The following is a 25,103-nucleotide window of genomic DNA, read 5'->3' on the forward strand; positions in this document are numbered from 1 at the left end:
GGATGTACGATCAAATATTATTTCATAATATTTGATCGTACATCCTAAAAACTCATTAGAAGATACAATAAAAATAATAAGAACGGATTGAGATGGCGCAGTATTGAGGGCACGAGTAGTCTATTTACTGCTCGATCTCTAGACTTGAATAGCATTGAAAAGTGCTGGGCTTAGTTGATAAGTCAGATTTGTCGACAGTTGGAGCAATATCCGACTTTGCACGAGGCCATAAAAGCTGTTCTCAATACAAGCTCCTTCCTACTCAACTTAGCTACACCTAGATATCAAGAATTACAGCTATTCTGTTTTTCAGTCTTTTCTTATTCAGCTTTTGAAATTAGAGATTCAGTACCTATCCTATCTAGCAGCAATTAAATGATAAGTTATCAACCTCCTGATTTACCTGGATCTTGAAAATGGGCGCTGCTCAAAGCAGCTTATTCCCTACTATTCATCGGATCAACGAGTTGGTCAATTCGATTGTCTCTACCTGCTACTGCTGAATGTACCACCGCACCATTGCTTCATCTGGCCCCATCGTCGAAACATAATGCCCCCTTGCCTAAAGTGCTGCCTTATACAATTCCGTCGCGTTAAGTAAGTGGCGGCAGAAAAGCCAAAGTATGTAAAGAGAACTAAAGTTAGGAGTCAGAATCGAAAGCGCTCAACTGTGTAATGCCCTTTCTGTGCTTGGTTTTCAATGCCATCCATGACGGCAGAAGCCAGGTCTAGCTCATCGTCAAACATGCGTCCTGCCAACTCGTGATCTTTAATTTGATCCCATTGGTTCTCAATTCGATTCATCTCAGAACAATAAGGCGGCAGCCAGAAGGGATAAATTCCTTGTTGTTGCCATCGCTCCCAATTCTCTTGCACAGATCCACTTGTGTATAGTGAACCATTGTCTTGCACAATTACCGTAATTTGACCTTTCTGTTGTAATCGCTGTTGGGCTTTCTCAGCTTGCCAGTCCATCAGGCGAATGTAGGCAGGAGCTTTGAAACTTCCCACTGCCAAACCGTACTCAAAACTCACGCACGGCTCCCATACCCCCAAAATATTCAACCGTCTGCCGCGCGGTGCTTTCTGCTATTGGCGTTTCTGCTCTCCGCGAAAATAGTAGCTATAACGTCAGTTCGGGATAAGAAAAGGACGAGTTGATAAGCTAAAAGTGTTGTCATACATAGCTTGACTCGTCCTATGTTGAGTTTAGAAGAATTGTTTTGCCACGTCGATGACTTTTGCCCAAGCTTTGAGCCCCAGTGGCACCAGCAACTGCTGAGCCATGGGCTGGGTTGCCGTCAACGTGATCGCAGCTTGGTGCTCAGCGAAATCATGACGATACTGATTGCCTTCCATCAGTCGAGCTACCGTAACTTTAAAGCCTACTACACCGATAAAGTTCAGGCGGATTGGGGCAAGGCCTTTCCTGGCCTAGTCAGTTATGGACGCTTTGTCGAATGGATGCCCTTGGCTTTGCTCCCCCTGTGTGCCTACCTGAAACACTGTTTTGGCACTTGCACAGGCATCAGCTTTGTCGATGCCACCGGCCTCAAAGTCTGCCACAATCGTCGGATTGGCCAGCATCGGGTCTTTGCCGACTTGGCCGCTCGGGGTAAGACATCGGTGGATTGGTTCTTTGGCTTCAAACTGCATTTAGTGGTCAATGAATTGGGCGAGTTGCTCAATATTCAACTGACCCCTGGCAATACGGATGACCGCAAACCTGTGCGGGCTTTGTTGCAAGGACTCTTTGGTAAAGTCTTTGCTGACCGGGGGTATGTCTCTCAGAAGCTGGCGGCAGACTGACTCGCGAGCTGTGGCATTGAATTCTTTGCCAAACCTCGCCGGAATATGAAAAATCGCTTGATGCGGCTCAATGACAAGTTATTGTCTCGCAAGCGATCAATCATCGAGACCATCATTGACCAACTCAAGAATATCTCTCAAATTGAGCATTCTCGCCATCGCAGTCCGGTCAATTGTTTCGTCAACGTGATTTGTGGGTTGATCGCCTATTCTCACCAGCCCCAAAAGCCTGCTCTCCAGATTGACTGGGCTTTACAGCCTGCGGCTTTTAACCCGAACTGACGTTATTTGACAATAATGCTGGAGTGATTTAATACCCCTGCTCAGTTGGCAGTTGTGGTTAGCGCAAGCGGAAGTGCTAGATTCACCTCTGCCTTGGCAGAAACCGGCTCAAACCCTCTCCCCCGGTCGCGTTGCCAATGCCTTTGCTCAAGTTTTGGCGGTGATTGGGACACCGGCTCCACCCCCCAAACCTCGGGGAAAGTCTCCCGGTTGGACTCCAGGAATGCCTCGCTCTCCTCGCATTCGCTATCCAACTGTCAGAAAACGCTTTCGCAAACCCAAACCTGAACTCAATTAGACTGCTTAATGGCTAATTGTTTTGGCAATTGCCCTGTCACTCAACTCCTGAATGGATTTGGGGGCTTCTCGCTGTCCCTTAGTCTAAACTCCAGTCAATAGCTTGCTGTGAATCTATTGGGGCAGGATAGATCTACCCAGATAGGCATCAAGACAAAGCGCAAAAAGGCTGGTTGGGACGATGCTTATCTCGTCAAAATCCTCGCTCAATGATTTTCATGCGTTTGCCCTAGACTTTTCCTTAGACTCCCGCAACTGTCAAACGTTGGGAGTCCCCCGATCTGCTGGGGGACTCCCACGGTACATACCAAGTCCTGTATTGCATACTTGGAACGTATAGGATAGCGGGATATCTAAAATGGAATACGAGAATGCAGTTTCCCAGAGATTTTATGAGAATTCTACTAGTTGAAGATGACGAAATCACGGCTTTGTCTCTAGTCGAAACTCTGAGAGCTCATCAATATATCGTCAATTTAGCCAGGGATGGGGAAACAGGACTCACTGTTGCACAAGCATCAGACTATAACTTAATTTTACTCGATGTAATGCTGCCGAAATTAGATGGCATCACCGTCTGTCAGCAGTTGCGTGAGCAGGGATATAACGGGTCAATTTTGCTTCTGACAGCCAAAGATGGAATGAACGATCGCGTGCTAGGGTTGGATGCAGGAGCCGATGACTACGTCGTTAAACCCTTTGACCTACCAGAACTACTAGCACGCATCCGAGCTTTGTTAAGACGTAGTCAAGAATCAACTGCCTCGGTGATTACTTGGGAAAATCTGCGGTTTGACTCCACGACTAGCAAAGTCACCCACAACGGCAAGACATTACATTTGACACCGAAGGAATTTTGTGTCCTGGAATTATTTCTCTGTAATCCTAAACGGATTTTCAGCCGCAGTGCAATCTTAGATCGCCTGTGGGATTTCGCTGAATCACCCGGAGAAGAAACCGTTAGCAGCCATATCTACAGCCTTCGGCAAAAGTTAAAAGCAGCAGGGTCGATCGACCCAATTGAAACCGTCCATGGCCTTGGCTACCGCCTGCGAGCATTAGCCAGCGAACCTAGCGAACCCATCCAGGAAGCCTCTCCTCCACCTGCAATCTCTCCCCTTCCAGAACCAAAATCGCCCCGACAACAACAGGCCCAAGAACGACTAACCCGAAGCTGGGAAAAGTTTAAGCCCAAACTCGCTGATCAGATGATGCAACTAGAAGCCCATTTGCAAGCGATATTAGCGGAAAACCAATCGACAGAAAACCAGAAAATCGCTGAACAAATAGCCCATAAGTTAGTTGGGGCCGTAGGGTTATTTGGGTGGCAGACTGGAGCAGACTTTTTACGCCAACTTGAAAACCAGTTACAGACAGATAACCTCCCCCCCAGCCAACTAGAAACGGCAATTCAGCAAATTCAGCAACTGCATCAAAAAATGCTCACGAGCCAAACCCTGGAACAATTGCAGCCATTCCAGGAACACTACCACCCACAGTCTCCCAACCCATTGCCACTCTCCGTGCCGGACTTGCCAGCATACTCCCTCCAAGAGCCACCATTGATTTTGATTGTAGATGATGATTTGCTGTTGTCAGAGCAAATTCGCATGGAGGCCACCATCTTAGGTTGGCGGGTAGAAGTTGCCATTGACCTGACAGTGGCACGAGCCATGATCCGTAAAAGCCCACCCAATGCGATCGTCTTAGACCTAAATTTTCCAGCATCCCAAGAAGATGGATTAGCACTGCTGCGGGAGTTAACCATCAAACTTCCCCAAATCCCCGTTTTGGTCTTTACTGCCCGTGAAAGCTTACCCGATCGCATCGAAGTAGTCCGCTTGGGAGCCTGCGCCTTTTTACACAAACCTATTGCGATTCCCAAAATTCTGCAAACAATCGCCGACGTACTGAATCAGACCCATCGGTTACACCCCAATCGCGTGATGGCAGTCAATCATGATCGCAGTAGCTTATCCAATATGACTCAATGGTTACAATCACGCAATATAGAAGTCACCCCCCTCGAAACAACCCAACAATTTTGGGAAGTCTTGACAACAGTCAGCCCCGATTTATTGATCCTAGACTGGGATTTACCCACCTTCAGCGGTGTAGAACTCTGTCAAGTAGTACGCCATGATCCGCAATGGCAAACACTGCCTATTTTAGTCGTCACAGAACACACCGATCGAAATTCCATCCAGCAAGTGTTTGCAGCAGGAGCCAACGACTTTATCCCAAAACCCATGGTGGAAGCCGATCTAGTGACACGCATCATCAGCCGACTCGAAGGAATGCGTACCACCCGCTCATAACTTATTTATCTTATCTTATTTATTTTGATTACAACCTCTTGATAGCCATCCCCCCAACCCATGCCATCCCCCCCCAATAGATCGAACACATCCCCAAGCTCCCCAACCCTCCCATCAGGAGCCACAGTACTGCTGAGACTCAAGCCAGCAGAGTTAAGGATTCAGCAAGTCAGTGGAACCGCGATCGAACTATTGGGGCAATCCGCCCAATCCCTGCGCAAACAACCCCTAGCAGATTTTTTACCCCCCGCTCAAATCAAGCAATTGCGCCAAGCACTACAAGCCACCCACCCACCACAGCCCACCATCCTAGCCCTGCAATGGCGCAAAGGGAAAACCACCCCACCCCGGATACTCCAAGGCCGTTTACATCACCTTGGAAAATCCCGGATTTTGGAATTAAGCCCCATTCCCCAAACAGACAGTGGATTACGCCAACAGGTAGAACAGGAACGCATCTTGGCCGCGATCGCCCAAAATATCCGCGAGTCCTTAGACTTGCAAACCATCTTGGCCGCCGCAGTCACAGAAGTACAAGCACTCCTCCAAGCCGATCGCGTATTAGTGTATCGAGTTTGGGATAACGGCACAGGCAGCGCCATCGCCGAAGCCACCGCCCCCGGCTGGATCAAAGTCCTAGACTTAATCTTTCCCGAAGAAGTCTTCCCCGAAGAAGCCCGACTGAACTACCTGCAAGGCCGAATTTATACCCTCACCGATCGCGATCGCGAAGACGTCATTCCCTGTCTCGCAGAATTCCTAGTTCAGATCCAAGTCCGAGCCAAACTCGTCATTCCCATCATTCAACAGGATGAACTGTGGGGACTCTTAATCGCCCACCAATGCAGCCAGCCGCGCCAGTGGCTAGAATGGGAAATTAATTTACTGCAACAAATCGCCACCCAAATGGCGATCGCCATTCAGCAATCAGAACTATACCAACAACTGCAAGAAGAACTCAGCGAACGCAAACGCATTGAAAACGCCCTACGGCAAAGCGAAGCCCTATTTCGATCGCTCAGTGAATCCTCACCCATCGGCATCTTTCGCATGGATACCACAGGACAATGGATATACACCAACCCCCGCTGTCAGATGATTGGAGGCTTCAGCTTTGAAGCAGCCCTACAGGATGGCTGGAAGCGATTTATTCACAACGACGATCGCGACGAATTTTGGCAACAGTGGGAAATAGCCGCAGCCGAGAACCAAGAATTTTCAGCCGAGGTCCGCTTTGTGCGCAGAGATGGCATCATTCGCTTCTGCCGCATTCAAACAGCACCCGTCTTTTCAGCCCAAGACGAATTAACAGGGCACGTCGGCACCGTAGAAGACATCACCGAAAGCCGCGCGATCGCCCAGATGAAAAACGAATTTATCTCGATCGTCAGCCACGAACTCCGAACCCCCCTGACCGCCATTCGCGGCTCCCTCGGACTCTTAGCCAACGGCGTCTACGACCAAAAACCCCAGCGAGGCAAACGAATGCTGCAAATTGCCTCCACCCAAACCGATCGCCTCGTCCGCTTAGTCAACGACATTTTAGACCTAGGCCGCCTAGAATCAGGGCGCGTGACCCTCGCCAAACAGCCTTGCTCCGTCCTGACCTTAATGCTGCAATCCGTAGACGCCATGCGCGTAGAAGCCGAACAAAACGGCATCACACTCTCCTTCCTTCCCCTCAACATCGACGTATGGGCCGACCCAGACTCCATTATTCAGACCCTCACCAATTTAATTAGCAATGCAATTAAATTTTCTAAACCCAGCAGCACAGTTTGGATTACCGCAGAATTAATTGAAGACAAGCATCACCCTCAACAACGGAACACCCTAACCCCTCCCCGCGATCGCAATTCTCAGACAGCCCCAACCCAACCCAACCCCAACAAAGCCCTAAGAGCCACAGAAGCCCACCCTCTCACCAGCAGCACAGCCTTCCCCCCCCAACTCAAGCCCCCCTATGTCCTATTTCAGGTAAAAGACCAAGGACGAGGAATTCCGGCTGATAAGCTAGAAAGTATCTTTGGACAATTCCAACAAGTTGATGCATCCGATTCCCGCAAAAAAGGCGGCACCGGCTTAGGACTAGCCATCTGCCGCAGTATTATCCAACAACACGGAGGCCGCATCTGGGCTGACAGTGTTTTAGGCAAAGGGAGCACATTCTATTTCACCCTCCTATTGCCCCCCCGCCCCTAAGCATCAACGCTCAAGCCAGCATCAACGCTCAAGCTCGATCCTCAGCGGACAGCAATCGTCTTTTAAAAATAAAAAATTTAGGATACGGCAATGTCTAGCAAACGAGTCTTAGTAATCGACGACGAAGAAGTCGTTCAAGAAGTCATTCAAGGCTGCCTAGAAGACGTAGCAGGATGGGAAACCCTCTTGGCCAGTTCCGGACGCGAGGGCTTACAGAGTGCAGCCGCAGAACATCCCGATGTGATCTTATTAGACGTATCCATGCCAGATATGGACGGCGTAGAAACCTTCCACCACTTAATGGACAACGCCACCACCTGCACAATACCCGTCATTTTATTAACCGCAAAAATTCAACCCGCCGATCAAGCTCGATTTGCAGAATTAGGCATCGTTGGCGTCATAGCCAAACCCTTTGACCCAATGACCTTAGCAGAACAGATCGCTGAAACATTAGGGTGGGACCTAGAGACGATCGAGTAACTAGGACGCAATCTGGGACGCGAACGCGGAATCACGCCACCGAGCAAAATCAATTCATTAATTTTTTGACCCGTCTTCAAATTTTCTTTAAAACTCTTTTCTAAAGTATCTGTGTTTATGACTTCGTCCTAAGTTAGAGCATCAACTGCAACAAATGACTGATCGCCCCCAATGTTCTGGGGTATTTCGAAGTCTTAGGTTGCACGCCCAACGCCAGTCAATCAGTGCATTCTGATTCAGTGATTCAGTTCATATTGCATTTTGATCGGTCAATGTTTGACCGATCGGTGTTCGATTGACTGATTTGTTCCTGGCAATCTCGGACTTCTGTTGGTTGTAATAGGAGAACTTTGTTCATGGTATTTGGACCCGCTTCCCGTTTAGGCGTTGCCCTATTTGACAGTACTCCCCCGATCGAGTCCGCACCGGGCAGCTCTAACGAAGATAAAGAAACCACCATTCGCGCCATTTATCGGCAGATTCTGGGAAATGCCTACGTCATGGAGAGCGAACGCCTCACCGTCCCCGAATCACAATTTAAGCGGGGCGAACTGAGTGTACGTGAATTCATTCGGCAGGTGGCTAAGTCCGAACTCTATCGCTCCCGTTTTTTTAGCAATGTGCCCCGCTATCGATCGATCGAACTCAACTTCCGCCATCTCTTGGGGCGCACCCCCGCAGACCTGGAAGAAATGCGCACCCACAGCACCATTCTGGACAGCGCAGGCTTTGAAGCTGAAATCGATTCCTACCTAGACAGCGACGAATATCAAACGACATTTGGCGAACACATCGTTCCCTATATTCGGGGTTACAAAACCGAAGCCACCCAAAACATGGTGCAATTTACCCACCTGTTTGAAATGGTACGGGGCGCATCCAGCAGCAGCCTCAAAGGCAATCTAGCCGGTAAGAGCCCCCGCTTAAATTCCCTCGTGATTCAGTCTACGCCGACGGCAGTTGTGTCTCCAGCCAGTTCTGGAGCCACCTTCCGCACTCCAGCCAATACCGCCCGTACCTGCCAACGGTTCAACGGAGCAGATTCCGGCAAAATTTACCGGATCGAAGTCACCGGGTATCGCGCCAAAGCCGTGAAATCCGTTTCCCCCTACCGTCGCAGCAACCAAGTACTCTTTGTTCCGTTTGAGCAATTATCTTCGGCTTACCAGCGAATTCATCGGCAGGGTGGCGTCATTGCCAGCATTACCCCTGTCTAAAGACCGATTCAAGCTTTTGTAATTCTCAAGTGACATCAATCCTATGGAAACCCTTGAATTGCGATCGGTTCGATCGCCCGAAGAAGTACAAGCGGTCATTCGCGCAGTTTACAAACACGTCCTGGGCAATCCCCACGTCATGGACAGCGAGCGCTTAGTCACCGCCGAGTCCAAGTTAGCCGAAGGCAGCATCACCGTACGGGAATTCGTGCGAGCCGTCGGCCAATCGGACTTCTACCGCTCTCGTTATTTTGAAACCTGCTCCCCCTATCGATTTGTAGAACTCAACTTCATGCATTTCCTAGGTCGGGCTCCCCAATCCCAGGAAGAGCTATCAGAGCATGTTGTCCGTTGCGTCACCGAAGGCTATGCAGCGGAGATTGATTCCTACATGGATAGTGAGGAATATCAAAATGCCTTTGGCGAGCACAACGTCCCCACCTATCGACGGGGTAGCGAAGCCGGACTCAAACAGGTGAGCTACAACCGGCTGTTTGCCATCGATCGAGGCCCCGCCCAAGTCAGCAGTGCCGTCAAAGCACCGCAATTGGTGTATGCCGTCGCCGCCAATGCCGCCAATGCCATCAAACCCGCCAAGGCAACGGTCATCGGATCAGGAACCGAGCGCCGCTTCAAAATTGTGGTGCAAGGTGCCAAATTCGATAGCCCCCGTCGGGTCAGCACCAGCGAATACATCGTTGCGGCCAGCAAAATGACACCGCAGATCCAACGGATTAACCGTTCCGGCGGCAAAATTGTCAGCATCACCGAAATTGCCTAATCGAGATCGACTCATTGCAATTTCTCAGTCCTGGGAGATTGCAATGATTTTAACCATTCCATCGATCGTAGACCGCCATTTCAGACCCCTTTGAAGCAGCTTTGGAGGAGACCTCTCCTCCTGCTTCTAGAGTCGTGCGACCTTGTTTGCATCACCCTTTTTCCACGCCCTCAACCATAGACTGCTATCGCATCCACGATTTCCCACCCCTTACCCTTGGGATTTTGACCATTTAGTTGTACCGCGATCGTAATGAAGGGATTACGCGATTGTCTTGAAACCGAGGTGGCCGTAACAATGCTGCCGCCAGAAGCCGAAAAAAAGCTGAAATGTTGGATTCGTAGCCGTCACTTAATTTGCTCAGGTAACTTTTTTATCTTTCAAACCGTCGATTATGCCGCCCTCGATCGCTTCTCCACCTGTGTCACCACCCTCGGCGGCACCATTATTTCCGTAGACCCGATCGACAAAATTTGGATGGGCGATCACCGTCAAGTCGTTTTATATCAAGCCAAAGCCAGTTTGCACACCCCCTGCCATAGCTTAAAACAGTATTGGATCAAATACGGCAGCTTTCGAACCCGATTTGAATTACAAACTTAACCCCCATTCCAGATCACCCACCCAACAAAAAACGCCTCATAGACATGGGGCGTTTGGGAGGGGTTTCAAAAGCAATGTAGGAGAGAAACGAGACCATCCAGCAAAACCATTCAACAAGACAGACTGATCGGCCCAGACTCATCAACTAAGCGATCGCCAACTTACGTTCCAGATCAAACAAAAAACCATGGATATATTCTTCAGTCCAAGCTTCACCATAGAAGCGACGGAACATCCCGCGCGCGGGATCTTTTTCAGCACGGTAGCGTAAATAGCGCCGGTGGGATTGTTCGATCGCCTGTAATGCCTGCGGATCAGTCACCGGTTCCGCCCGATCCACAAAATCCAAATAGGCATTCAGATAATCTTGAAAGGCCTGAAATACCTGGTTTTCGACAACCTCAGTCAATTGGGGGCGCGTCCAGAGAAAAACCGGGGAGAAAAACGGCTTTGCTTCATCGGGAAAATCGCCCCCCCAAGGCAGATGCTGCTGGTGTTGGCGGAAAATCGGCAAAATCGGATCACTATAGCGCGATCGATAGCATTCATCATGGAACAAGGGTTGCATATCCAACGCAATTAAATGGCCACCCGGCAGCGTCACCAAATCCGCCCCAAAAAACGGCAGATCATAATTTAATTGCGGGAAAATTACAAAATTTAAAACCTGTAGAGACTGGCCACCTTGCACATGAGCCGCTCGAATTTGCCGCAGTTTTGGCGTGTGAAAACCATAACTCGTCGTCAACACCTCATCTTGGTGTTTCCCCTTACCCACGATCGCCAACTTCGACTCAAACCCCGCAGGAATCGGATAATCCTCCAAATCCCAGCGGGATTTTAGACCATCGATCGCGTAATGGAGAAACGGTTCGTAAAGAGTCATGCTGCTACAGCCAACGGAACGGCATCTTCAAACAAAAATTCGTACAAAAAGCGCTCAGACCATTCGTGGCCAAAATAGCTACTAAATAAACCAGAAGCCGGATCGCGATCGGCACTGTACTGATCATAGTCCTTTTGCGCCTTCACCACCCGTTGCACCGATTCAAAATACACCGATGGAACCGCCTGATCCAATAGCTTCCAGTAGAGGCTTAAATAATCCTTAAAAGCCGCAAAGACTCGCGTTGCAACAGTTTCCGGATTCGTCTTAGCAAACAGCAGATACTTCGAGAAGTACTGATTTGCATCGTAGAACTTCATTTCCAAATCCTGTTCCAGATCCGGATAGCGATCGTGCAACAGTTGTAACGGACGGATGTAGCGATCGAGATAGACTTCATCCTGAAAGAGCGGCTGAAAATCCATCACAATCAGATTTTTCACCTGACCAAAAGAGAGAAAATCTACCCCAAGAAGCGGCAATTCGTAATGATGGCTAGGATAGATTACACAATTAAAAATCTGCGCACTCGCCCCAGCATCAATATAGGTATAGCGAATCTTCCGCAGTTCCGAGCATTCATAGCACCAGCTTTGAATCGTCGCTGGATTTTTGCCACGTTGACTCACGTTGAACTCTAAACCAGAAGGAATGGGGCGCTGCTTAAGATCAAACCGTTGAAAAAGCTCCTGTTCTAAATGCTCGACAAACGGCTTATACATAGAACCCAGCATCTCATAAACTCCCCTGAGAATAGAGGAGTCCCTCTCGCAAAATCCTCGATATGCACAACAAAGCAATAATCTGTAACGATTACTTTAATCAACACTATCTGTGCTATAGGCGATGATGCTATCACGGACAGTGTTTTTAGAGGACGACTATTACTATGGAGATGTGCGAGAGGGATGCTGCGCAATGAGTTCCTGCAACTGGCCAGGAGCCACACAGCGCCGTTCCGAGCAATAGGCCATCAGGTTAATTCCACCCATCATCCGCACCGTACTGACCCGTACCCGAAAATCATCCGTAATGAACCAGCACCGTTCTTGGCCCTGATTATTTTCGTACTCAGTTTCGATCGTCAACAGCCCATCCTGCCCAAACCAATATCGGCTAATTACCGGAATTTTTTCCACATAGCCTTCATTGCGTAAAATTCGGCCCGATCGGCCCGTCGCATCGTCCGGAATATCGACCAAAATCGCAGCATAGTTGGGATTCGGAGCCTCATCATCTAGATTTTGCTGCCATGCAAAACTAGCGCCCCCCATCGCAAAACTGGGATCAATCCCCTGAGCCAAACAAATTTTGTGAACCCGAGAATCACTCGCATCCAGCACCTGAATATGCAAATTCGATTCCCCCGATTCATCCGCCCCACGATCGAAGTGATGCACCGCACGATTCGTAAACCACATCCCTTCACTCTTTCGGAAAAACGCCATCAACGTCATCGGAGGTATAAAACTCATCGATTAAACATCCTTGTCAAATTTCACGTATTTAGATTTTCTCATCCAGCTTATTCGAAACCCAATCGCACCGTAAAATAACAAAAAAGAATTCCGCCATCCACACAATCATCCCAACAATCATCCCCACAGCATCCCCACAATCAGCACCATGGTTTTATTAACACCCTCTTCAGACATTTGGAAACAACTGCGATCGGGGGAATCCTGCGATCGCCAAGATTTTTCATACCTTGACCTAGCGGAAAAAGACTTTGCCAACCAGAACTGGAGCGGCATCCGCATGCTAGGTAGCAACCTAGGTCACACCCATTTACAAGCCGTTAATCTTCAAGGAGCCGACCTGCGCGGCAGCAACTTTTCAGCCGCCAACTTACAAAACGCCAACTTACAAAACGCCTGCCTCAGCCGAGCCGATCTCCGGGATACCGATCTACGAGAAGCCAATCTAGCCGGAGCCAACTTAAAAGGAGCACGCTATAGTGCCCACACCCAATGGCCCGAAGGCTTTGCCTACAAAACCAGCGGCGCGATCGGCCCCCACGCCCAACTCAACGGAGCCTTTCTCAACACCGCCAACCTGCGCGGCCTCGATCTGAGCCACGTCAACTTCCTAGGCGCATACCTCAGCGGCACCGACTTCACCGGAGCCAACTTACACAACGCCCGCCTCAGTGGAGCCGACCTCCGCCGTGCCTTCTTGACCGGAGCCTACCTGCGCGGCGCACGACTCAATGGAGCCGACCTCCAAGACTGTGACTGTCGAGGAGCCGACCTCGGCGAAGTCGAACTCGAAAACCTGCAAAGCATCGCCGGAGCAGACTTTTCCCAAGTGCAAAACCTATCGGAGCAAGCCCGATCGCAATTACTCAGCCGCCCCAGTCGCGAACTGGATGTTTGGAACGCCTACACCCGCACCACCACCCGCAACAGCCTCGTTCTGCCCTAGGAACGATCGCTTCTGCCCTAGGAACGATCGTTAGTCCATCCCTTCCACCCCAGGCACAGACACGTCTAGCAACTCCTCCAGAGCCGCTGCCACCACCCGATAATCTGGATCTTGGCGTAACTCGATGAGAGCCCTTTTCGCTTGGCAGTCATCAAAGCGTTTCAACGCATAGGCCACCCGTTGCCTGGTGCGAACAGCCTGCGATCGACCCAGCCCCAGCAACTGCTCCAGAGCCTCAGAGCGCTTAGACGTTTGGGCTAACAGCCCCAAACCATCGATCGACGACTCATAGACCGTCGCATCCTGCCCCGCCAAGCCCTGGAGACACACCTCATAAAAATCCTCCGGACAATCCAACTCCGCGATCGCCGCCAAAATACTGCGACGAACCAACCAGTGATCATCCTGGACAAACGCCTGCACCAAATGGGACACCGCCACCCGGCCAAACAGCGATAACGAATTCGCCGCCTCCGCCCGCACACTCGGCGTATCATCCAGCTTCATCATTTGCAACAGCGCCGCAAACGATTCCGCCGTATTTTTTTGGCCCAGACCCATCGCCACAAACGTGCGCACCAGAAATTCTCGATCCTCCACCGATCGCAGCAAAATCGGCACCGCCACCTCAGAGGCATAGGTTTTTAGGGCAGAAATTGCCTTGAGGCGATATTGAAAATCTTCTTGTTGCAAAGCAGTTTGAATTTCATCAATGTTCATAGAAAAACTCAGTTCATAGAAAAACTCAAAAATTTCAAATCTTAAATTTCAGTAAAATTCAGTTCTAAGATGTCGTTTTGTAAATCGCATCTCCACCACAAGCAATTTGGGGGCCGATCGTTTGGTATCTTAATTCCAGCTACATTATTCCAGCCCCATTGCCTCACATCTACAGAATTTCTCAACTCTCTTTGCAAGAAACGATTTAAATGGACATTATCCAGTTTGTCGAGCAATCCATTGGTCGTTGGAAATCCCAACGGAGCGCTCATCATTTGATTTTTGCTCATTTTGAGGCAGTGCGATCGGAAATTTCGATTGAAAAATTAGCCGTTGATGATCCAGCAGTCATTGGCTTATGTAAAGCCTACAACGTTGACCCAGCCCAGATCGCCCAACCCTTTCGCATGAGTTGGCAGGGCGAATCCGACTGGGATGAAGACGGAGATCCCCTCGAAGGCAGCACAGTCCTCGTGCCCGTACCAGACCCCGATCGCAGCAACCATGGGCAACTCCTGCGAGAACAGGGTTACGCAGAAACCATTCCCGCCGTAGGTCACTATCACCTGACCGAAGACGGCACCTTTGTCTTGTTAACTGAATACGATCGCGCCGCCGCCGAAGAAAAAATTTGGTTTGCCAATCCTAACGTCCGTTGCCGCGTCTCTTTTATTAAAACCAGTGATGGCTCCGGCATTGTCACCGCCTCCTTTTCCTCCGAAATTCGAGACCTATCAGCCCCTTAGTCTATGCAGGATTTAATCACCCTATCGCAGTGGATGGCAGGAGATTTCAGCAACCAAAAACAGGCCGCAGAAAATCCAGTGCAATTTGCCCACATTCATATCTTTTTTCGGCCCCTCCCCTTCGACTTTTTTTCAGGCATTGGATTTTATTCCGAACAAGTTTACGACCACGACCTCTGGACCCCCTATCGTCAAGGCGTCCATCGAGTCATCCCCCAAGGCGATCAGATTTACATTGAAAACTACGGCCTCAAGGATTCCATTCGCTATGCAGGGGCCGCCCGCGAATTATCCATCCTGCATACCATCACCCCCGACTGTTTAGAGCGGCGCTACCACTGTTCCATGGTCTTTCGGCGCGACGGCGATCGGTTTCTGGGGCAAGTCGAACCCGGCAACCGCTGCTTAATTGAACGCACCGGCTGTCAGACCTATCTGGTCAGCGAAGTCGAAGTCACCGCCACCACCTGGGCCAGCCTCGATCGGGGCTTAGATGTCAACACCCATCAACAGGTGTGGGGATCAGAATCCGGGCCACTCCGCTTTGAAAAAAAACAATGCTTTGCCCAGGAATTAGGGGACCTATTGTCTTAAAGATTTCACCGCAGATTTCACCGCTTCGATCGCCGCAGGCTAGCCAAGGGACACCAGAATCTGAGAAGATCCAAACAGACAATCTCTTCAAGCTGCGGTGAATGACCCATTAGCCAAAGAAGACGCTTGGTAACCGCGATCGAGCCCCCGTTTTGGAAGAGACCCCCTGTCTTTGAAAAATTTTAAAAACATTAACGGAAATCCTGGACAATGACTCAAGCATCAGAAAACCCCACCCTACAAGCCACCGCCGAAGAACTTTCAGAAGTCATTACCGAATTAGAACAATATCGGGAACGGTTATTAAACGACACGATCGAAACCGCCAAACGAGCCAAATTGATGAAAGCCGCCGTCATGGCCCAATTAGAGCCGGAATTGGCCCACATCGACGCCACCCTGGCCCAACTCCGCCAACAACAAGCCAACCTCACCGCCTAGGGTGCACCGATCCTGACTCGCCCCAACCTATCGCCTTAGCTCAGCCATGACCCAGACCATTCCCGTCATCGATCCAGCAGAAAGCGATGCACTGCTGCACGTCGTTCGGCAACAAATCACCCTCGAAACCTTCGATACCACCGATCGCGACATGTTAAAACGCATGGTGGAATGCCTGGGAGACACCAGGGGCGTCGTGCGGCTCGGGTTTGCAGAAAGTTTAGGCGAAATTGGCGAACCAGCCACTCCCTTTTTGATCGAAGCCCTGGCCCATCACAGCAACGTCGTCGTGCGCCGTGCCGCCGCCAAAACCCTAACGATTATTGCCGATCCCACTTCCATTCCCCCCTTGGTGCAGGCCCTCCTCCACGACGATGACACCGTCGTTAAAGGATCATCCGTCGGAGCCTTAGCCCGCATGGGAGAAGCCGCCGTCCCGGTCTTGCTAGACATTCTGGCCTCCCCCGATCTGCCAGAAAGCACCAAAGGTCATGCGGCTTGGGCACTGGCTTTTATTGGCGCAGAGGCCAAGGAATTGCTGTATCGCCACATTGATTCAGAGTCTGTCGATATTCGTTATGCCATTGTCGGCGCGATCGCCAAAGTCGCCCAGGAGCAGCCCCAGGAAGATAAAGCCTTTCAGGTCTTGCTGGCCGCGTTGGAGGACGAGTCAGAAATTGTGCGTTCCGAAGCCGCCTCCGCCCTCGGCAATCTCAGCTACCCACCCGCCATCCCGCCGATGGTTGACCTCCTGCACCATGCATCCTGGGAAAGCCGCAAATCCGCCGCTCTGGCCCTTATGAAAATTGGCATGGGGGTTCATACCACCGCCGATCGCCACCAGGCCCTAGAGCCCCTAGAAGCCGCCCTACCCGAGGAAACCGAAGCAGCCGTGCAGACCGTACTGAAACTTGCCATCTCGCAAATTGCCAACCGGATGCAGCAGCCGGAAGACGACTGGGATTGAGGTGTTTTGTGGGCAGCCGACGATTTCCCCCGCCCCACCTTAAAAAGACGTATGGCGCTAGCCAGCAAGCTGAGGATCGTGATATCAAATTGATTCGTGGATGCGATAGATTCGATCTCCCCTAGCCCCCCTTAATCAGGGGGGAATTCAGCCAAATTCTTTCAAAGTCCCCCTTATTAAGGGGGATTTAGGGATCTCTATGGGTTGCAATTACAAGTTGATGGGGTATTAACCATCCGATCGCTTATATTTGCGAACTAAATCCAACCGCGCCAGAGAACTCGTCGCCGATTCCCGCACATAGGTATCCACCGCTTCATCCTGGGCAAACTGCGTCAGAATGTCCTCCCCACGGGCATCATCGATCGACGCCAGCGCATTGACGATCGCCACCTGAACCGCAATATTGTCCGTCGTTTTCAGAGCATGCACCAAAATATCAAACGCTGGCACCCCAATTTCACCCAACGCCATCACCGAAGCAATGTGAACCACCGGATTCGCATCCCCGATCGCGATTTTGAGGCCCTGCAAACCCCGTTCAGGGAACGGTTCATCCGGATAATTGACTGCGACCTGGGCCAACGCCTTCGCACAACTGCCCCGCACCGTCACATTCGGACTATTTAGCAACCCATCCACCAACAAGGGCACCGCATCCACCCCAATCACCCCCAGCGTCTTCACCGCCGCCCGACGATAGACCACATCCTCCTCATCCAAAACCGCCATCAACTCCGCGATCGTCGTTTCATTGCGCGTCTCCGCAATTTCCACCATCGCCCGATTCCGCAAATGAGGATTCGGGTGCTTCAGTTGTTCAAATAACGCATTAGCAGCCATAACGTTCTCTCAAAGGATTATCAGGTTGGAAGCAGGATGATCAGGTTAGAGACTGAGATCGCTACACCAGCGCCACCGCCGCCGGTACACAGGTCGCACGGGCACGCACCATCCAGTCCGCATCATTTGCGGCGAGGCCATGGGCACTGCGATCGCCCAATTGTTCCAGCGCCATCAGCACCGCATATTTCAAATCCCAAATCGGTGTCTCTAAACACCCCTTCAGTTCAGGAATCGCACGGGCATCCCCCAATTCCGCCAACGCCAGCGCCGCCGCCGCCCGAGACTTTTGGAACTGCGGTTCACGGTTATGCAACGCCTGAATTAAGCGGTCATAGACCGACGCATCCTTCAGCCAGCCCCACAGCTTGACCACATGGTAGTGGGCACCATAGTCCGTATAGGCCTCATCTTCATAGGTTTTCCGCAACGCCGCAGGTGCTTCCGCCGCATAATGCTCCAACAGCGTCTGCGTCGCTAAATAACACCGTCCGAAATCCGTTTCATACAACTCCCGAATCGCAAAATCCAGCGTCGGCAAGCGATCGTAGACATGAACCAGTTCCAAATCCTGGGGACGATCCCACAGGACTTGATCCAAATAGGGTTGAATCTCCGCAAAACTGAACGGTTGACTGGCCCCAGGTTGCGCACCCACCGCTTGGCATCCTGCTTCCGCCAGCAGCCGAATTCCCCGCAACCGAAATACCAACGACACCGGACAACGAGCGATCGCCGGAATCGCCCCATAGTGTCGTGCATCAATTAAATCTTGAATCGCCAACCGCCGCGTATAGACATTCCCACTTTGCAGAAACGCAACCACCGCAGCCATCGGCCCATAGTCCCCCGTAAAGCGGCAGACCGTCGCGATCGCAGCACTGGCAACCGTTTCATCCGCCGCCGTCATGAAGGGACGAATCCGATCCAGTGCCGGAACATAGTTCAACTTCGCCAGCGTATGAATAATGACCCGGTAGAGTTGATTCGGCTTAGCCAACAACTGCGCCATCGCTTCCAAAATCTCGCAGTCATCCGTCCCGATTTCACCGATCGACCAAACCGCATTTTCAACCGTGTAACAATCAGCAGCATCCAGACATTGACGAATGACCGGCAACGCTTGTTTTGCTTTCAGTTTGCCCAGAGTCTCAACCGACTTGCGACGGACAATACGATTCTCCAACCGATCATCCGTAGTCTGAATCGCACGCATCAGCGCCGCAATCGATCGATCACTCGGAAAATTCACCAAATGGGACGCCGCAATATAGCGAGAATCCTCTTCACTCACCTGATCCGGCGGCGTATCCAACAACGCGATCGCAGCCTCTTCAGACAGATTAAATAAATTTAAAAAACGCTTATCCATAGCAGGCAGAAACCGGAACGCCAGCAAACGATCGGATTAGAGTAACTCGTCCTTAATCTAGATTAATACAACAAACACCGCATTAATCCAACATTCCATTCATAAAAAATGAAACGCAAAAGTCTTAGTAACTTCTAAGGGAACAGAAAAATCGATTGATTTCCCCATATCCTTAGAAATCACTAAGAGCTTTACAAAGACTTCGAATAATAAGTTAGAGCTGAATCACAAGTTTCCGCAAATTCTAATCAACTGCAACCCTGACCCAATTAGGACAGAGAATTGATGACGTAGTCTAGCAGTGCATTGTACTCAGTCAGCGCTTGAGGCGACATATCGCGAGGGGCACAACCCCGGTTCCGAGCAAAGCTCAGCGCTTCAACATAGGGAGCCGTCGGCAGGTTCAGGGCACGATACACTTCACGTCCCCCTGCAATCCCCCACTCATCCAGAGGCCCGGTACCACCCACAACTAGGCAGTATTGGATCAGGCGCATGTAGTGCTTGATGTCACGGTGGCACTTAGCCTTGAACGTATCGGTGGAGTTTGCTTCACCTGCATTGTTCAAGTAAGGGTACTTCTTGATGCAAGCATCATAGGCTTCCCGCGCCACTGCATCAATGTTGTTAGCCAGCTTTTCAGCCGCTTCCAACCGAGCAGCAGCCCGCTGAATCGAACCCTGTACAGATTCCAGGTCAGAGGTGCTAGGAAAACGACCTGCTGCATCAGCCGATGCAATCACCGTTGTCACAACTGATTTCATTTCTTACTATCTCCAGATTTGACTTGATTAGATGTAGATTTCAACAAACGAGGTGATTCCGCACATTGCAATCACTCAACTGCAAAGCCACACCCCCTCAATTGCAACACCTAACTTGTACCGTTCAGATCACAATGAATTGCAATTAAATGGGACTCAGAACCCCTCTTTTTGGGAAAAATCGAAGAGATTGCGAATCCTTCAGCAATTAGCTGAGAGCAGCAATCACGCGATCGAAGTAGCTGCTGGCTTCAGCCACCAAGCTAGCGCAACGATCTTCAACCACGGGAGTTCCCATTTTGCGCAATCTAGCACCAGCACGAGCTTCGCTGGGGTTATCAGCAATGTGAGCAGCTGCTTGAGCCTTCATGATTTGCACAGCACGCACCGTAGAAGTCGTGGGCACGCCCAACGCAGCGTAGGTTTCCTTCAAACCATTCAAGCAACGATCATCCAATACAGAGGCATCTCCAGCCAGCAATGCATAGGTGACGTAGCGCAGAACGATTTCGGCATCACGCAAGCAAGCAGCCATGCGACGGTTAGGGTAGCAGTTTCCACCAGCTTGGATCAGACCTTGGTTTTCGCAGATCATCCCAGCAACCGCATCAGATACCATGCAGCTTGCATTCGATGCGATCGCATTCACTGCATCCAACCGACGGTTACCAGAAGCAATATATGCCTTCAGGCTAGAGAGGTCAGAAACACAAGAAGTGCTGGCATCAGCCGTAACAACGGCTCTGGAAAATGCGTCAAGCATTGAGCTCTCCTTAGATTTTTATAGAGACGTTCAGATCATTGTTTTTAGGAATGCTCTAGAAATAGCCTTATCAATGACAAGCCTTGCAGCAGAGGATGTTACACGCTGATCTGCTAACCCTTTCTAGAACATCACTTTTTTGGATGGATTCCCCAAGCCTTGAGGAGCCATTAAAACCATAGACGCCAACCTCAGCACTAGTCCCCAGGATGAGAGACAAAGTAACAAACCGTTACAACCAACACAGAAAGAGACAAATCCCTATGCAACGCCCCCCAGCACCAAACACACACCCTCAAACTCAACGCCGAACACCCCCAACCAACCCCCGATCGAATCCCCCGATCGAACACAACAGAGTCGAATAGCCCGATCGAACACACCCGATCGACTAGCCCAATCAAACACAACACCTTATTCGCACACTCAAAAACTTATTCTTATTAAATTCTTATCAGAATATCAATATAATAAAAACATCCCCAAAACAACCCAACCCCCATCAACTAACACCCACCCAGGTATATGGATACCGCCCTCCTTCACAAAGCCACCGCCCAAGCCAAAACCCAGTGGCTCGAACAAGCCCTCGCTGACCTGTTGCCCCAAATTTGGGATCTGACAACAGACCAACCCAACTGGCAAGACACCGCAACAGCATGGGCCGCACAAATTGATCACCTGTTAAAACACAAGCAACTCTGGACCCCCAACCAACAGAAAAATCGACGCACCGACATCGCCAATGCCCTCAGAATCATCGCCCCCAATCATCCCGTCATCCCCTTTGTATTACTGTCCTCCGAAATCTATACCCAGTTAAACAACGAACAAGCACACCGCCTCAACACCCGAACCAATAAATTCTTCTCCGCCCAACAAGCGGACGAACTTGTCCAGCGATCGATCACACTCTTGGATCGTGAAAACCCCAACGAAATCGCCGCAGGACTCGCCGTCCTAGTCGGTCGGCGCATTAGCGAAATCCTCATCTCAGAATTCCAGCCCAAAACCTCCTACAGCTTGCTCTTTTCCCAGGCCGTCAAACGCCGTGGCAAAGTTGGCATGGAATTCGAAATCCCCACCCTAGCCCCCGCCCACCGAATACTCCACGCGATCGAACAGTTAAAAGACCGATGGAATATTGCCGACCTCCAGGCCCTGAACCTATCCGACAACCACCTCAAGCGACGCATTAATAACCGCTACGCTGGCGTCTCCCCAACCTGTCGTCAACACTTTGCAGACCTCATCCCCGGACGCGAAGCCGAAAATGATGACGGCGAACGCCTCTACACCCATCTGTTTCGAGCCGTATATGCCGAAATTGCCACCTACTACTACAAACCAGCCTGGATCCCCGATCATCGCTTTAAAGCAGAAATTCAGGGACATTTCAAACTCACAGATACCGGAGAAAAAATCCCCAACTACTCCGCACGGCAAAACTACGATGACTACCTCATCCGCGATCGCGTCCCAGGACAACCCGGTATCAAACTCGGAACCCCCGGCGTCGAAATCCTCGAAGTGTTTCAAGCAGACCCCAGCGTCAACGCCCCCGCAGTCAGCAAACGCAAACTCGAAACCGGCACCCTCAACGCCCTAATTTATCGCACCGTCGATCGGCTGTTGTTCTCGAAAACCTGGGCCGAAGCAGCCACAGGACTGGTTTTGCTGACAGGTCGCAGCCTCCCCACCCTCCTGGAAGCCACCCTCCACCCCCAATCGGACTTCTCCCTCATCATCGCCGGACAAGCAGTTCCCACCCTCACCAGCGCACAACAAATTCTCTCCGCTTGGACCCAGTGGCGAGCCTTAGACCCTTTACCCGCAGTTCAAATTGACCCAGCCATCCAGACCATCTGCCAGCTCAACTTTGGAGATTTAGTTCGCCTGCGATCGCTCCCAGATCTCCAAGCCATTTACACCGCCATCGCCCTCCACTGGTTCTGTCCACCCACCGTTGATGAAACCCGCTTCCTACAGACCATCGGAGCCAGGGATCCCGCAGGGTTTGAAACCATCAGGCGCGATCGCGGCGTGAAACTCAGGCAATCTCCCATGCCGGAACTGACAGCCTTGCTACAAGAAACCGCTCAGACTCACCAGCCCCCCACGATCGCCGCCGACACCGAGCCCTCGCCGCCCCAACCCGCCGCCCCAACGACCATGTCCACATCCACCCAGTTATCCGTAGACTCCACTCTGCTCAAAACCGCTGCTGCTACCTACGGAATTCCCATTCGTAGCCCGGAAACAACCGATGGCCTTAGCGATGAGGCAGCCCTCACCCAAGTCCTAGAGCACGTCTGCCAATCGCCGCCGACCGCCGCACCCACTGCACCCACTCCACCCGCCCCCGATGCAGGGACTATCTCCGCTATCTCCGCCATCTCCGCCATTCAAGATCAAGCCAAAACCCTGGCTTGGCTGACCCGTCGTATAGAAGCCCTAGAGCAACAGGTGACGACACTTCAGCAAGAACGGGATGCAGCCCTCGCGCAAGTCCAACAGGCCGGAAATCCCCCCCAATGGGAGCAACTCCAAGCCGAAAATCACAGACTCCAGCAAGAACGGGATGAAGCCCACCACAAACTCCAAGCCTTTAGGCAGCTCCTCTTGGGATCCGGGATAGACCAAGAAGCCACCCCGATCGCAGCGCACTCTCCCACGCTAGAACCGGCCTCGTCACCAGAGCCCCCAGAGAGCCCAGCCGCCTCGACTACTCGCAGGATCACCACAGACGATGCGCTAGAACAGATTAGACAAGCCGTGCAAGCGATCATGGCGCTCAATAACCAGGAGGGGCGCACCTTTAACGACAAGTGGTATATCTCTTTTCCCGTCGTCCAAACCCTACTCCGAGCCCACGGGTTCCCAGCCAACCAAAAAAATGTAGCAGCCGTATTCGCAGAACTACAAGACGAATTAGACCACCATCACCACCAGCATCGTATTGGCTCTAGGCACAACCGACGACACCCCAACCTAGGCACCATTGCAGACCTCGTCAACCTAGGCCCGTGACGATCGTGAACTGGTACAGGCAGCTTGACACTCTCCACCGCATGGCGGATGGGGTATTCCGCGAATTCGATAACTCCATACCCCATGCCAACACCCAGAGGGTTCACCGATCGGAGAGAGGTTGCGCAATTTAGATGGTTTGCTTAATTTAGATAGTTTGCTTAATTAAGTGGCGGATGACATTGTCCTTAATCATCAATTGCCGCATCACTTCTAATAACACTTCCTGGGCTTGCTCCTGGGAAAGCGCTTTCACCTGATCTTGATAGACCGTCAGGTTGAATTGTTGTTCAAGACTTAGATCGAGAGGCAGATCCATCGCTATACTCCTCACACGCAACAGTTTGCTGGGGCAATATACGGATTTTGATACTCAGAAACCAAGCCGTTGGGAAACCGGGCAGCCCCGAAAGCAGAACACAGGTTCCAGCAGCAGACTTGATCAGCAGGCTTTTATGGATTTCATTCAATCAGCGAATCGTTGATTTGTAAATTATGGTAACACCTGATTGACAAAATGTCCAGTCTATACATTTCCGTAGCTTTAGTTACCAAATCAGACGGAAATGGGGAACAGGCCATTATTGGGCAAAATTGGGCAAAAGCAGGCAACGGTGGGCGAAAGCAGGCAAAAGCAGTTAACAACGTGCGAAAAAGACCTAAAATCTGAAGACAGATAACCCCGACAATGGACTCGATTCAGGCATGGCCCAGGGTCGGGAACACTGCATACCTCAGAAAACCCAAATTTGCCCTCCCCAGTAACACCCCAATCAGAAAGATAGGCGGGGTCGTTCGTCCTATGATTGACCTAGGGGAAACTCCCTGAAAAGATAGACAGGATTTTCAACCCTTCTTTTCAACCCTTCGATGTTTCTTAGACTTGTTTGAGGGCTTTGATGAACGCACTAGAGTTTTTTCAGAAAAGTGCTGGCCTCTGGCGATCGCAGCGCACCACCCATCATCTCGCCTTTAAACGGGCAGAACGGGGCGGCTCCCAAATCCGCGTGGACGCCCTAGACCCGACCCATCCCCGCATCATTGAAGTCTGCAAAATGCATGATATTGACCCAGCCCTCGCGATCGGTGGGGCCTACGTCAATTGGCAGGGCACGATGCAATGGGACCGCGAAGATGGCGAACAACACGAAGGGGAAACCGTGTTCGCACTTGTGCCCGATGATGCCACAGGTCGCCAAGGCCGACTCCTCCGAGAACGCGGCTATGCCGAAATTGTGCCCGTTGTCGGTCGCTATGAAATGGATGCGGAAAATGGGTTAACGCTCCTCACAGAATATGAAACGATGAGCTCCTCCGAACGGTTCTGGTTCGCAGACGACAACACCCGTGTCCGCACTAGCACCGTCAAGCGCTTCGGTGGCTTTAGTACAGCCACCTTCTGTACCGAAACTCGGATGGCCGCAGGGGATCCTGATCCAACCCCCGAAGCCTTTAAGCCTGATGTGATTCCCTCCTGCTTCGGTTGGTAAAAGTCAACGCCCAGCCCCCCAGCGATCGCCGGGGGGCCTCTCACCCGTCCCTAAAAAACAACCTAAAAAAC

Annotated in this window: 23 protein-coding genes and 4 pseudogenes; 16 read left to right on the top strand and 11 right to left on the bottom strand. The window is 51.0% G+C overall.

The window, feature by feature from the left end:
- Positions 1–648: 648 nt before the first annotated feature.
- Positions 649–1,068 (bottom strand): annotated as a pseudogene (locus H6G21_RS13320) (transposase); the annotation flags it as partial.
- 132 nt (positions 1,069–1,200) lie between these two features.
- Here H6G21_RS13320 and H6G21_RS13325 point away from each other — a divergent pair.
- From H6G21_RS13325 to H6G21_RS13360, 9 genes and pseudogenes are all read left to right on the top strand, one after another.
- Positions 1,201–2,091: pseudogene (locus tag H6G21_RS13325) on the top strand (IS982 family transposase).
- A 19-nt stretch (positions 2,092–2,110) separates the two neighbouring features.
- Positions 2,111–2,389, top strand: a pseudogene (locus H6G21_RS13330) (transposase); the annotation flags it as partial.
- Between the two features lie 101 nt (positions 2,390–2,490).
- A pseudogene (locus tag H6G21_RS25685) lies at positions 2,491–2,601 on the top strand (ISAs1 family transposase); the annotation flags it as partial.
- 179 nt (positions 2,602–2,780) lie between these two features.
- Positions 2,781–4,706: a response regulator gene (locus tag H6G21_RS13335; protein WP_190573917.1), complete on the top strand. Its 1,926-nt coding sequence runs from the start codon at positions 2,781–2,783 to the stop codon at positions 4,704–4,706.
- Between the two features lie 60 nt (positions 4,707–4,766).
- A complete protein-coding gene (locus tag H6G21_RS13340) occupies positions 4,767–6,908 on the top strand; it encodes an ATP-binding protein (protein WP_190573918.1) in 2,142 nt (713 codons plus the stop codon).
- A gap of 90 nt (positions 6,909–6,998) precedes the next feature.
- On the top strand, positions 6,999–7,391 hold the full coding sequence (locus tag H6G21_RS13345) for a response regulator (RefSeq protein WP_190573919.1): 393 nt from the start codon (positions 6,999–7,001) through the stop codon (positions 7,389–7,391).
- Between the two features lie 356 nt (positions 7,392–7,747).
- Positions 7,748–8,608, top strand: a complete 861-nt coding sequence (locus tag H6G21_RS13350) for a phycobilisome linker polypeptide (protein ID WP_190573920.1) — start codon at positions 7,748–7,750, stop codon at positions 8,606–8,608.
- Positions 8,609–8,651: 43 nt separating this feature from the next.
- Positions 8,652–9,389 (top strand): phycobilisome rod-core linker polypeptide, encoded by a 738-nt coding sequence (locus H6G21_RS13355; protein ID WP_190573921.1) that lies wholly within the window; start codon positions 8,652–8,654, stop codon positions 9,387–9,389.
- Between the two features lie 252 nt (positions 9,390–9,641).
- Positions 9,642–9,992, top strand: coding sequence for a CpeR family transcriptional regulator (locus tag H6G21_RS13360; RefSeq protein ID WP_242041812.1), 351 nt, complete (start codon positions 9,642–9,644; stop codon positions 9,990–9,992).
- 145 nt (positions 9,993–10,137) lie between these two features.
- Here the strand turns inward: H6G21_RS13360 and H6G21_RS13365 are convergent, their stop codons facing one another.
- The 3 genes from H6G21_RS13365 to H6G21_RS13375 all read right to left on the bottom strand — a co-directional run bounded on the left by H6G21_RS13365 (position 10,138) and on the right by H6G21_RS13375 (position 12,353).
- On the bottom strand, positions 10,138–10,878 hold the full coding sequence (locus H6G21_RS13365; protein WP_190573922.1) for a phycoerythrobilin:ferredoxin oxidoreductase: 741 nt from the start codon (positions 10,876–10,878) through the stop codon (positions 10,138–10,140).
- Positions 10,875–11,600 carry a 15,16-dihydrobiliverdin:ferredoxin oxidoreductase gene (locus H6G21_RS13370; RefSeq protein WP_190574043.1) on the bottom strand — a complete coding sequence of 242 codons (726 nt, stop codon included), beginning with the start codon at positions 11,598–11,600 and terminating at the stop codon, positions 10,875–10,877. The genes H6G21_RS13365 and H6G21_RS13370 overlap by 4 nt, the downstream gene beginning before the upstream one ends.
- 165 nt (positions 11,601–11,765) lie before the next feature.
- Positions 11,766–12,353, bottom strand: a complete 588-nt coding sequence (locus H6G21_RS13375) for a phycobiliprotein lyase (protein ID WP_190573923.1) — start codon at positions 12,351–12,353, stop codon at positions 11,766–11,768.
- 151 nt (positions 12,354–12,504) lie between these two features.
- On the opposite strand from H6G21_RS13375, the gene H6G21_RS13380 reads away from it, so the two are divergent.
- Entirely contained in the window at positions 12,505–13,302 is a 798-nt protein-coding gene (locus H6G21_RS13380; RefSeq protein ID WP_190573924.1) for a pentapeptide repeat-containing protein, read from the top strand.
- Positions 13,303–13,332: 30 nt separating this feature from the next.
- Here the strand turns inward: H6G21_RS13380 and H6G21_RS13385 are convergent, their stop codons facing one another.
- Positions 13,333–14,022 carry a HEAT repeat domain-containing protein gene (locus tag H6G21_RS13385; RefSeq protein ID WP_190573925.1) on the bottom strand — a complete coding sequence of 230 codons (690 nt, stop codon included), beginning with the start codon at positions 14,020–14,022 and terminating at the stop codon, positions 13,333–13,335.
- A 209-nt stretch (positions 14,023–14,231) separates the two neighbouring features.
- Here H6G21_RS13385 and H6G21_RS13390 point away from each other — a divergent pair, with 209 nt between their 5' ends.
- The 4 genes from H6G21_RS13390 to H6G21_RS13405 all read left to right on the top strand — a co-directional run bounded on the left by H6G21_RS13390 (position 14,232) and on the right by H6G21_RS13405 (position 16,770).
- Positions 14,232–14,768, top strand: coding sequence for a phycobiliprotein lyase (locus H6G21_RS13390; RefSeq protein WP_190573926.1), 537 nt, complete (start codon positions 14,232–14,234; stop codon positions 14,766–14,768).
- A gap of 3 nt (positions 14,769–14,771) precedes the next feature.
- The gene (locus tag H6G21_RS13395; RefSeq protein ID WP_190573927.1) at positions 14,772–15,362 is read left to right on the top strand and encodes a chromophore lyase CpcT/CpeT; all 591 of its coding nucleotides are present in this window, start codon (positions 14,772–14,774) and stop codon (positions 15,360–15,362) included.
- Positions 15,363–15,572: 210 nt separating this feature from the next.
- Entirely contained in the window at positions 15,573–15,803 is a 231-nt protein-coding gene (locus H6G21_RS13400) for a hypothetical protein (protein WP_190573928.1), read from the top strand.
- Positions 15,804–15,849: 46 nt separating this feature from the next.
- Positions 15,850–16,770: a HEAT repeat domain-containing protein gene (locus H6G21_RS13405; protein ID WP_190573929.1), complete on the top strand. Its 921-nt coding sequence runs from the start codon at positions 15,850–15,852 to the stop codon at positions 16,768–16,770.
- Positions 16,771–16,998: 228 nt separating this feature from the next.
- Here the strand turns inward: H6G21_RS13405 and H6G21_RS13410 are convergent, their stop codons facing one another.
- From H6G21_RS13410 to H6G21_RS13430, 5 genes are all read right to left on the bottom strand, one after another.
- Positions 16,999–17,613, bottom strand: coding sequence for a HEAT repeat domain-containing protein (locus H6G21_RS13410; protein ID WP_190573930.1), 615 nt, complete (start codon positions 17,611–17,613; stop codon positions 16,999–17,001).
- Positions 17,614–17,674: 61 nt separating this feature from the next.
- Positions 17,675–18,985 carry a HEAT repeat domain-containing protein gene (locus H6G21_RS13415; protein ID WP_190573931.1) on the bottom strand — a complete coding sequence of 437 codons (1,311 nt, stop codon included), beginning with the start codon at positions 18,983–18,985 and terminating at the stop codon, positions 17,675–17,677.
- A 269-nt stretch (positions 18,986–19,254) separates the two neighbouring features.
- Positions 19,255–19,749: a bleomycin hydrolase gene (locus H6G21_RS13420; RefSeq protein ID WP_190573932.1), complete on the bottom strand. Its 495-nt coding sequence runs from the start codon at positions 19,747–19,749 to the stop codon at positions 19,255–19,257.
- A gap of 208 nt (positions 19,750–19,957) precedes the next feature.
- Positions 19,958–20,512: a C-phycoerythrin subunit beta gene (gene cpeB, locus H6G21_RS13425; protein ID WP_190573933.1), complete on the bottom strand. Its 555-nt coding sequence runs from the start codon at positions 20,510–20,512 to the stop codon at positions 19,958–19,960.
- A 261-nt stretch (positions 20,513–20,773) separates the two neighbouring features.
- Positions 20,774–20,920, bottom strand: coding sequence for a hypothetical protein (locus H6G21_RS13430; protein WP_190573934.1), 147 nt, complete (start codon positions 20,918–20,920; stop codon positions 20,774–20,776).
- Positions 20,921–21,037: 117 nt separating this feature from the next.
- On the opposite strand from H6G21_RS13430, the gene H6G21_RS13435 reads away from it, so the two are divergent.
- Positions 21,038–23,542, top strand: coding sequence for a protelomerase family protein (locus H6G21_RS13435; RefSeq protein WP_190573935.1), 2,505 nt, complete (start codon positions 21,038–21,040; stop codon positions 23,540–23,542).
- A gap of 148 nt (positions 23,543–23,690) precedes the next feature.
- Here the strand turns inward: H6G21_RS13435 and H6G21_RS13440 are convergent, their stop codons facing one another.
- Positions 23,691–23,861, bottom strand: a complete 171-nt coding sequence (locus tag H6G21_RS13440) for an NblA/ycf18 family protein (RefSeq protein ID WP_190573936.1) — start codon at positions 23,859–23,861, stop codon at positions 23,691–23,693.
- 580 nt (positions 23,862–24,441) lie between these two features.
- Between H6G21_RS13440 and H6G21_RS13445 the strand changes: the two genes are divergently transcribed.
- On the top strand, positions 24,442–25,032 hold the full coding sequence (locus H6G21_RS13445) for a phycobiliprotein lyase (protein WP_190573937.1): 591 nt from the start codon (positions 24,442–24,444) through the stop codon (positions 25,030–25,032).
- Positions 25,033–25,103: the final 71 nt, after the last annotated feature.

Source organism: Alkalinema sp. FACHB-956, assembly GCF_014697025.1.
GTDB lineage: Bacteria > Cyanobacteriota > Cyanobacteriia > Leptolyngbyales > Leptolyngbyaceae > Alkalinema.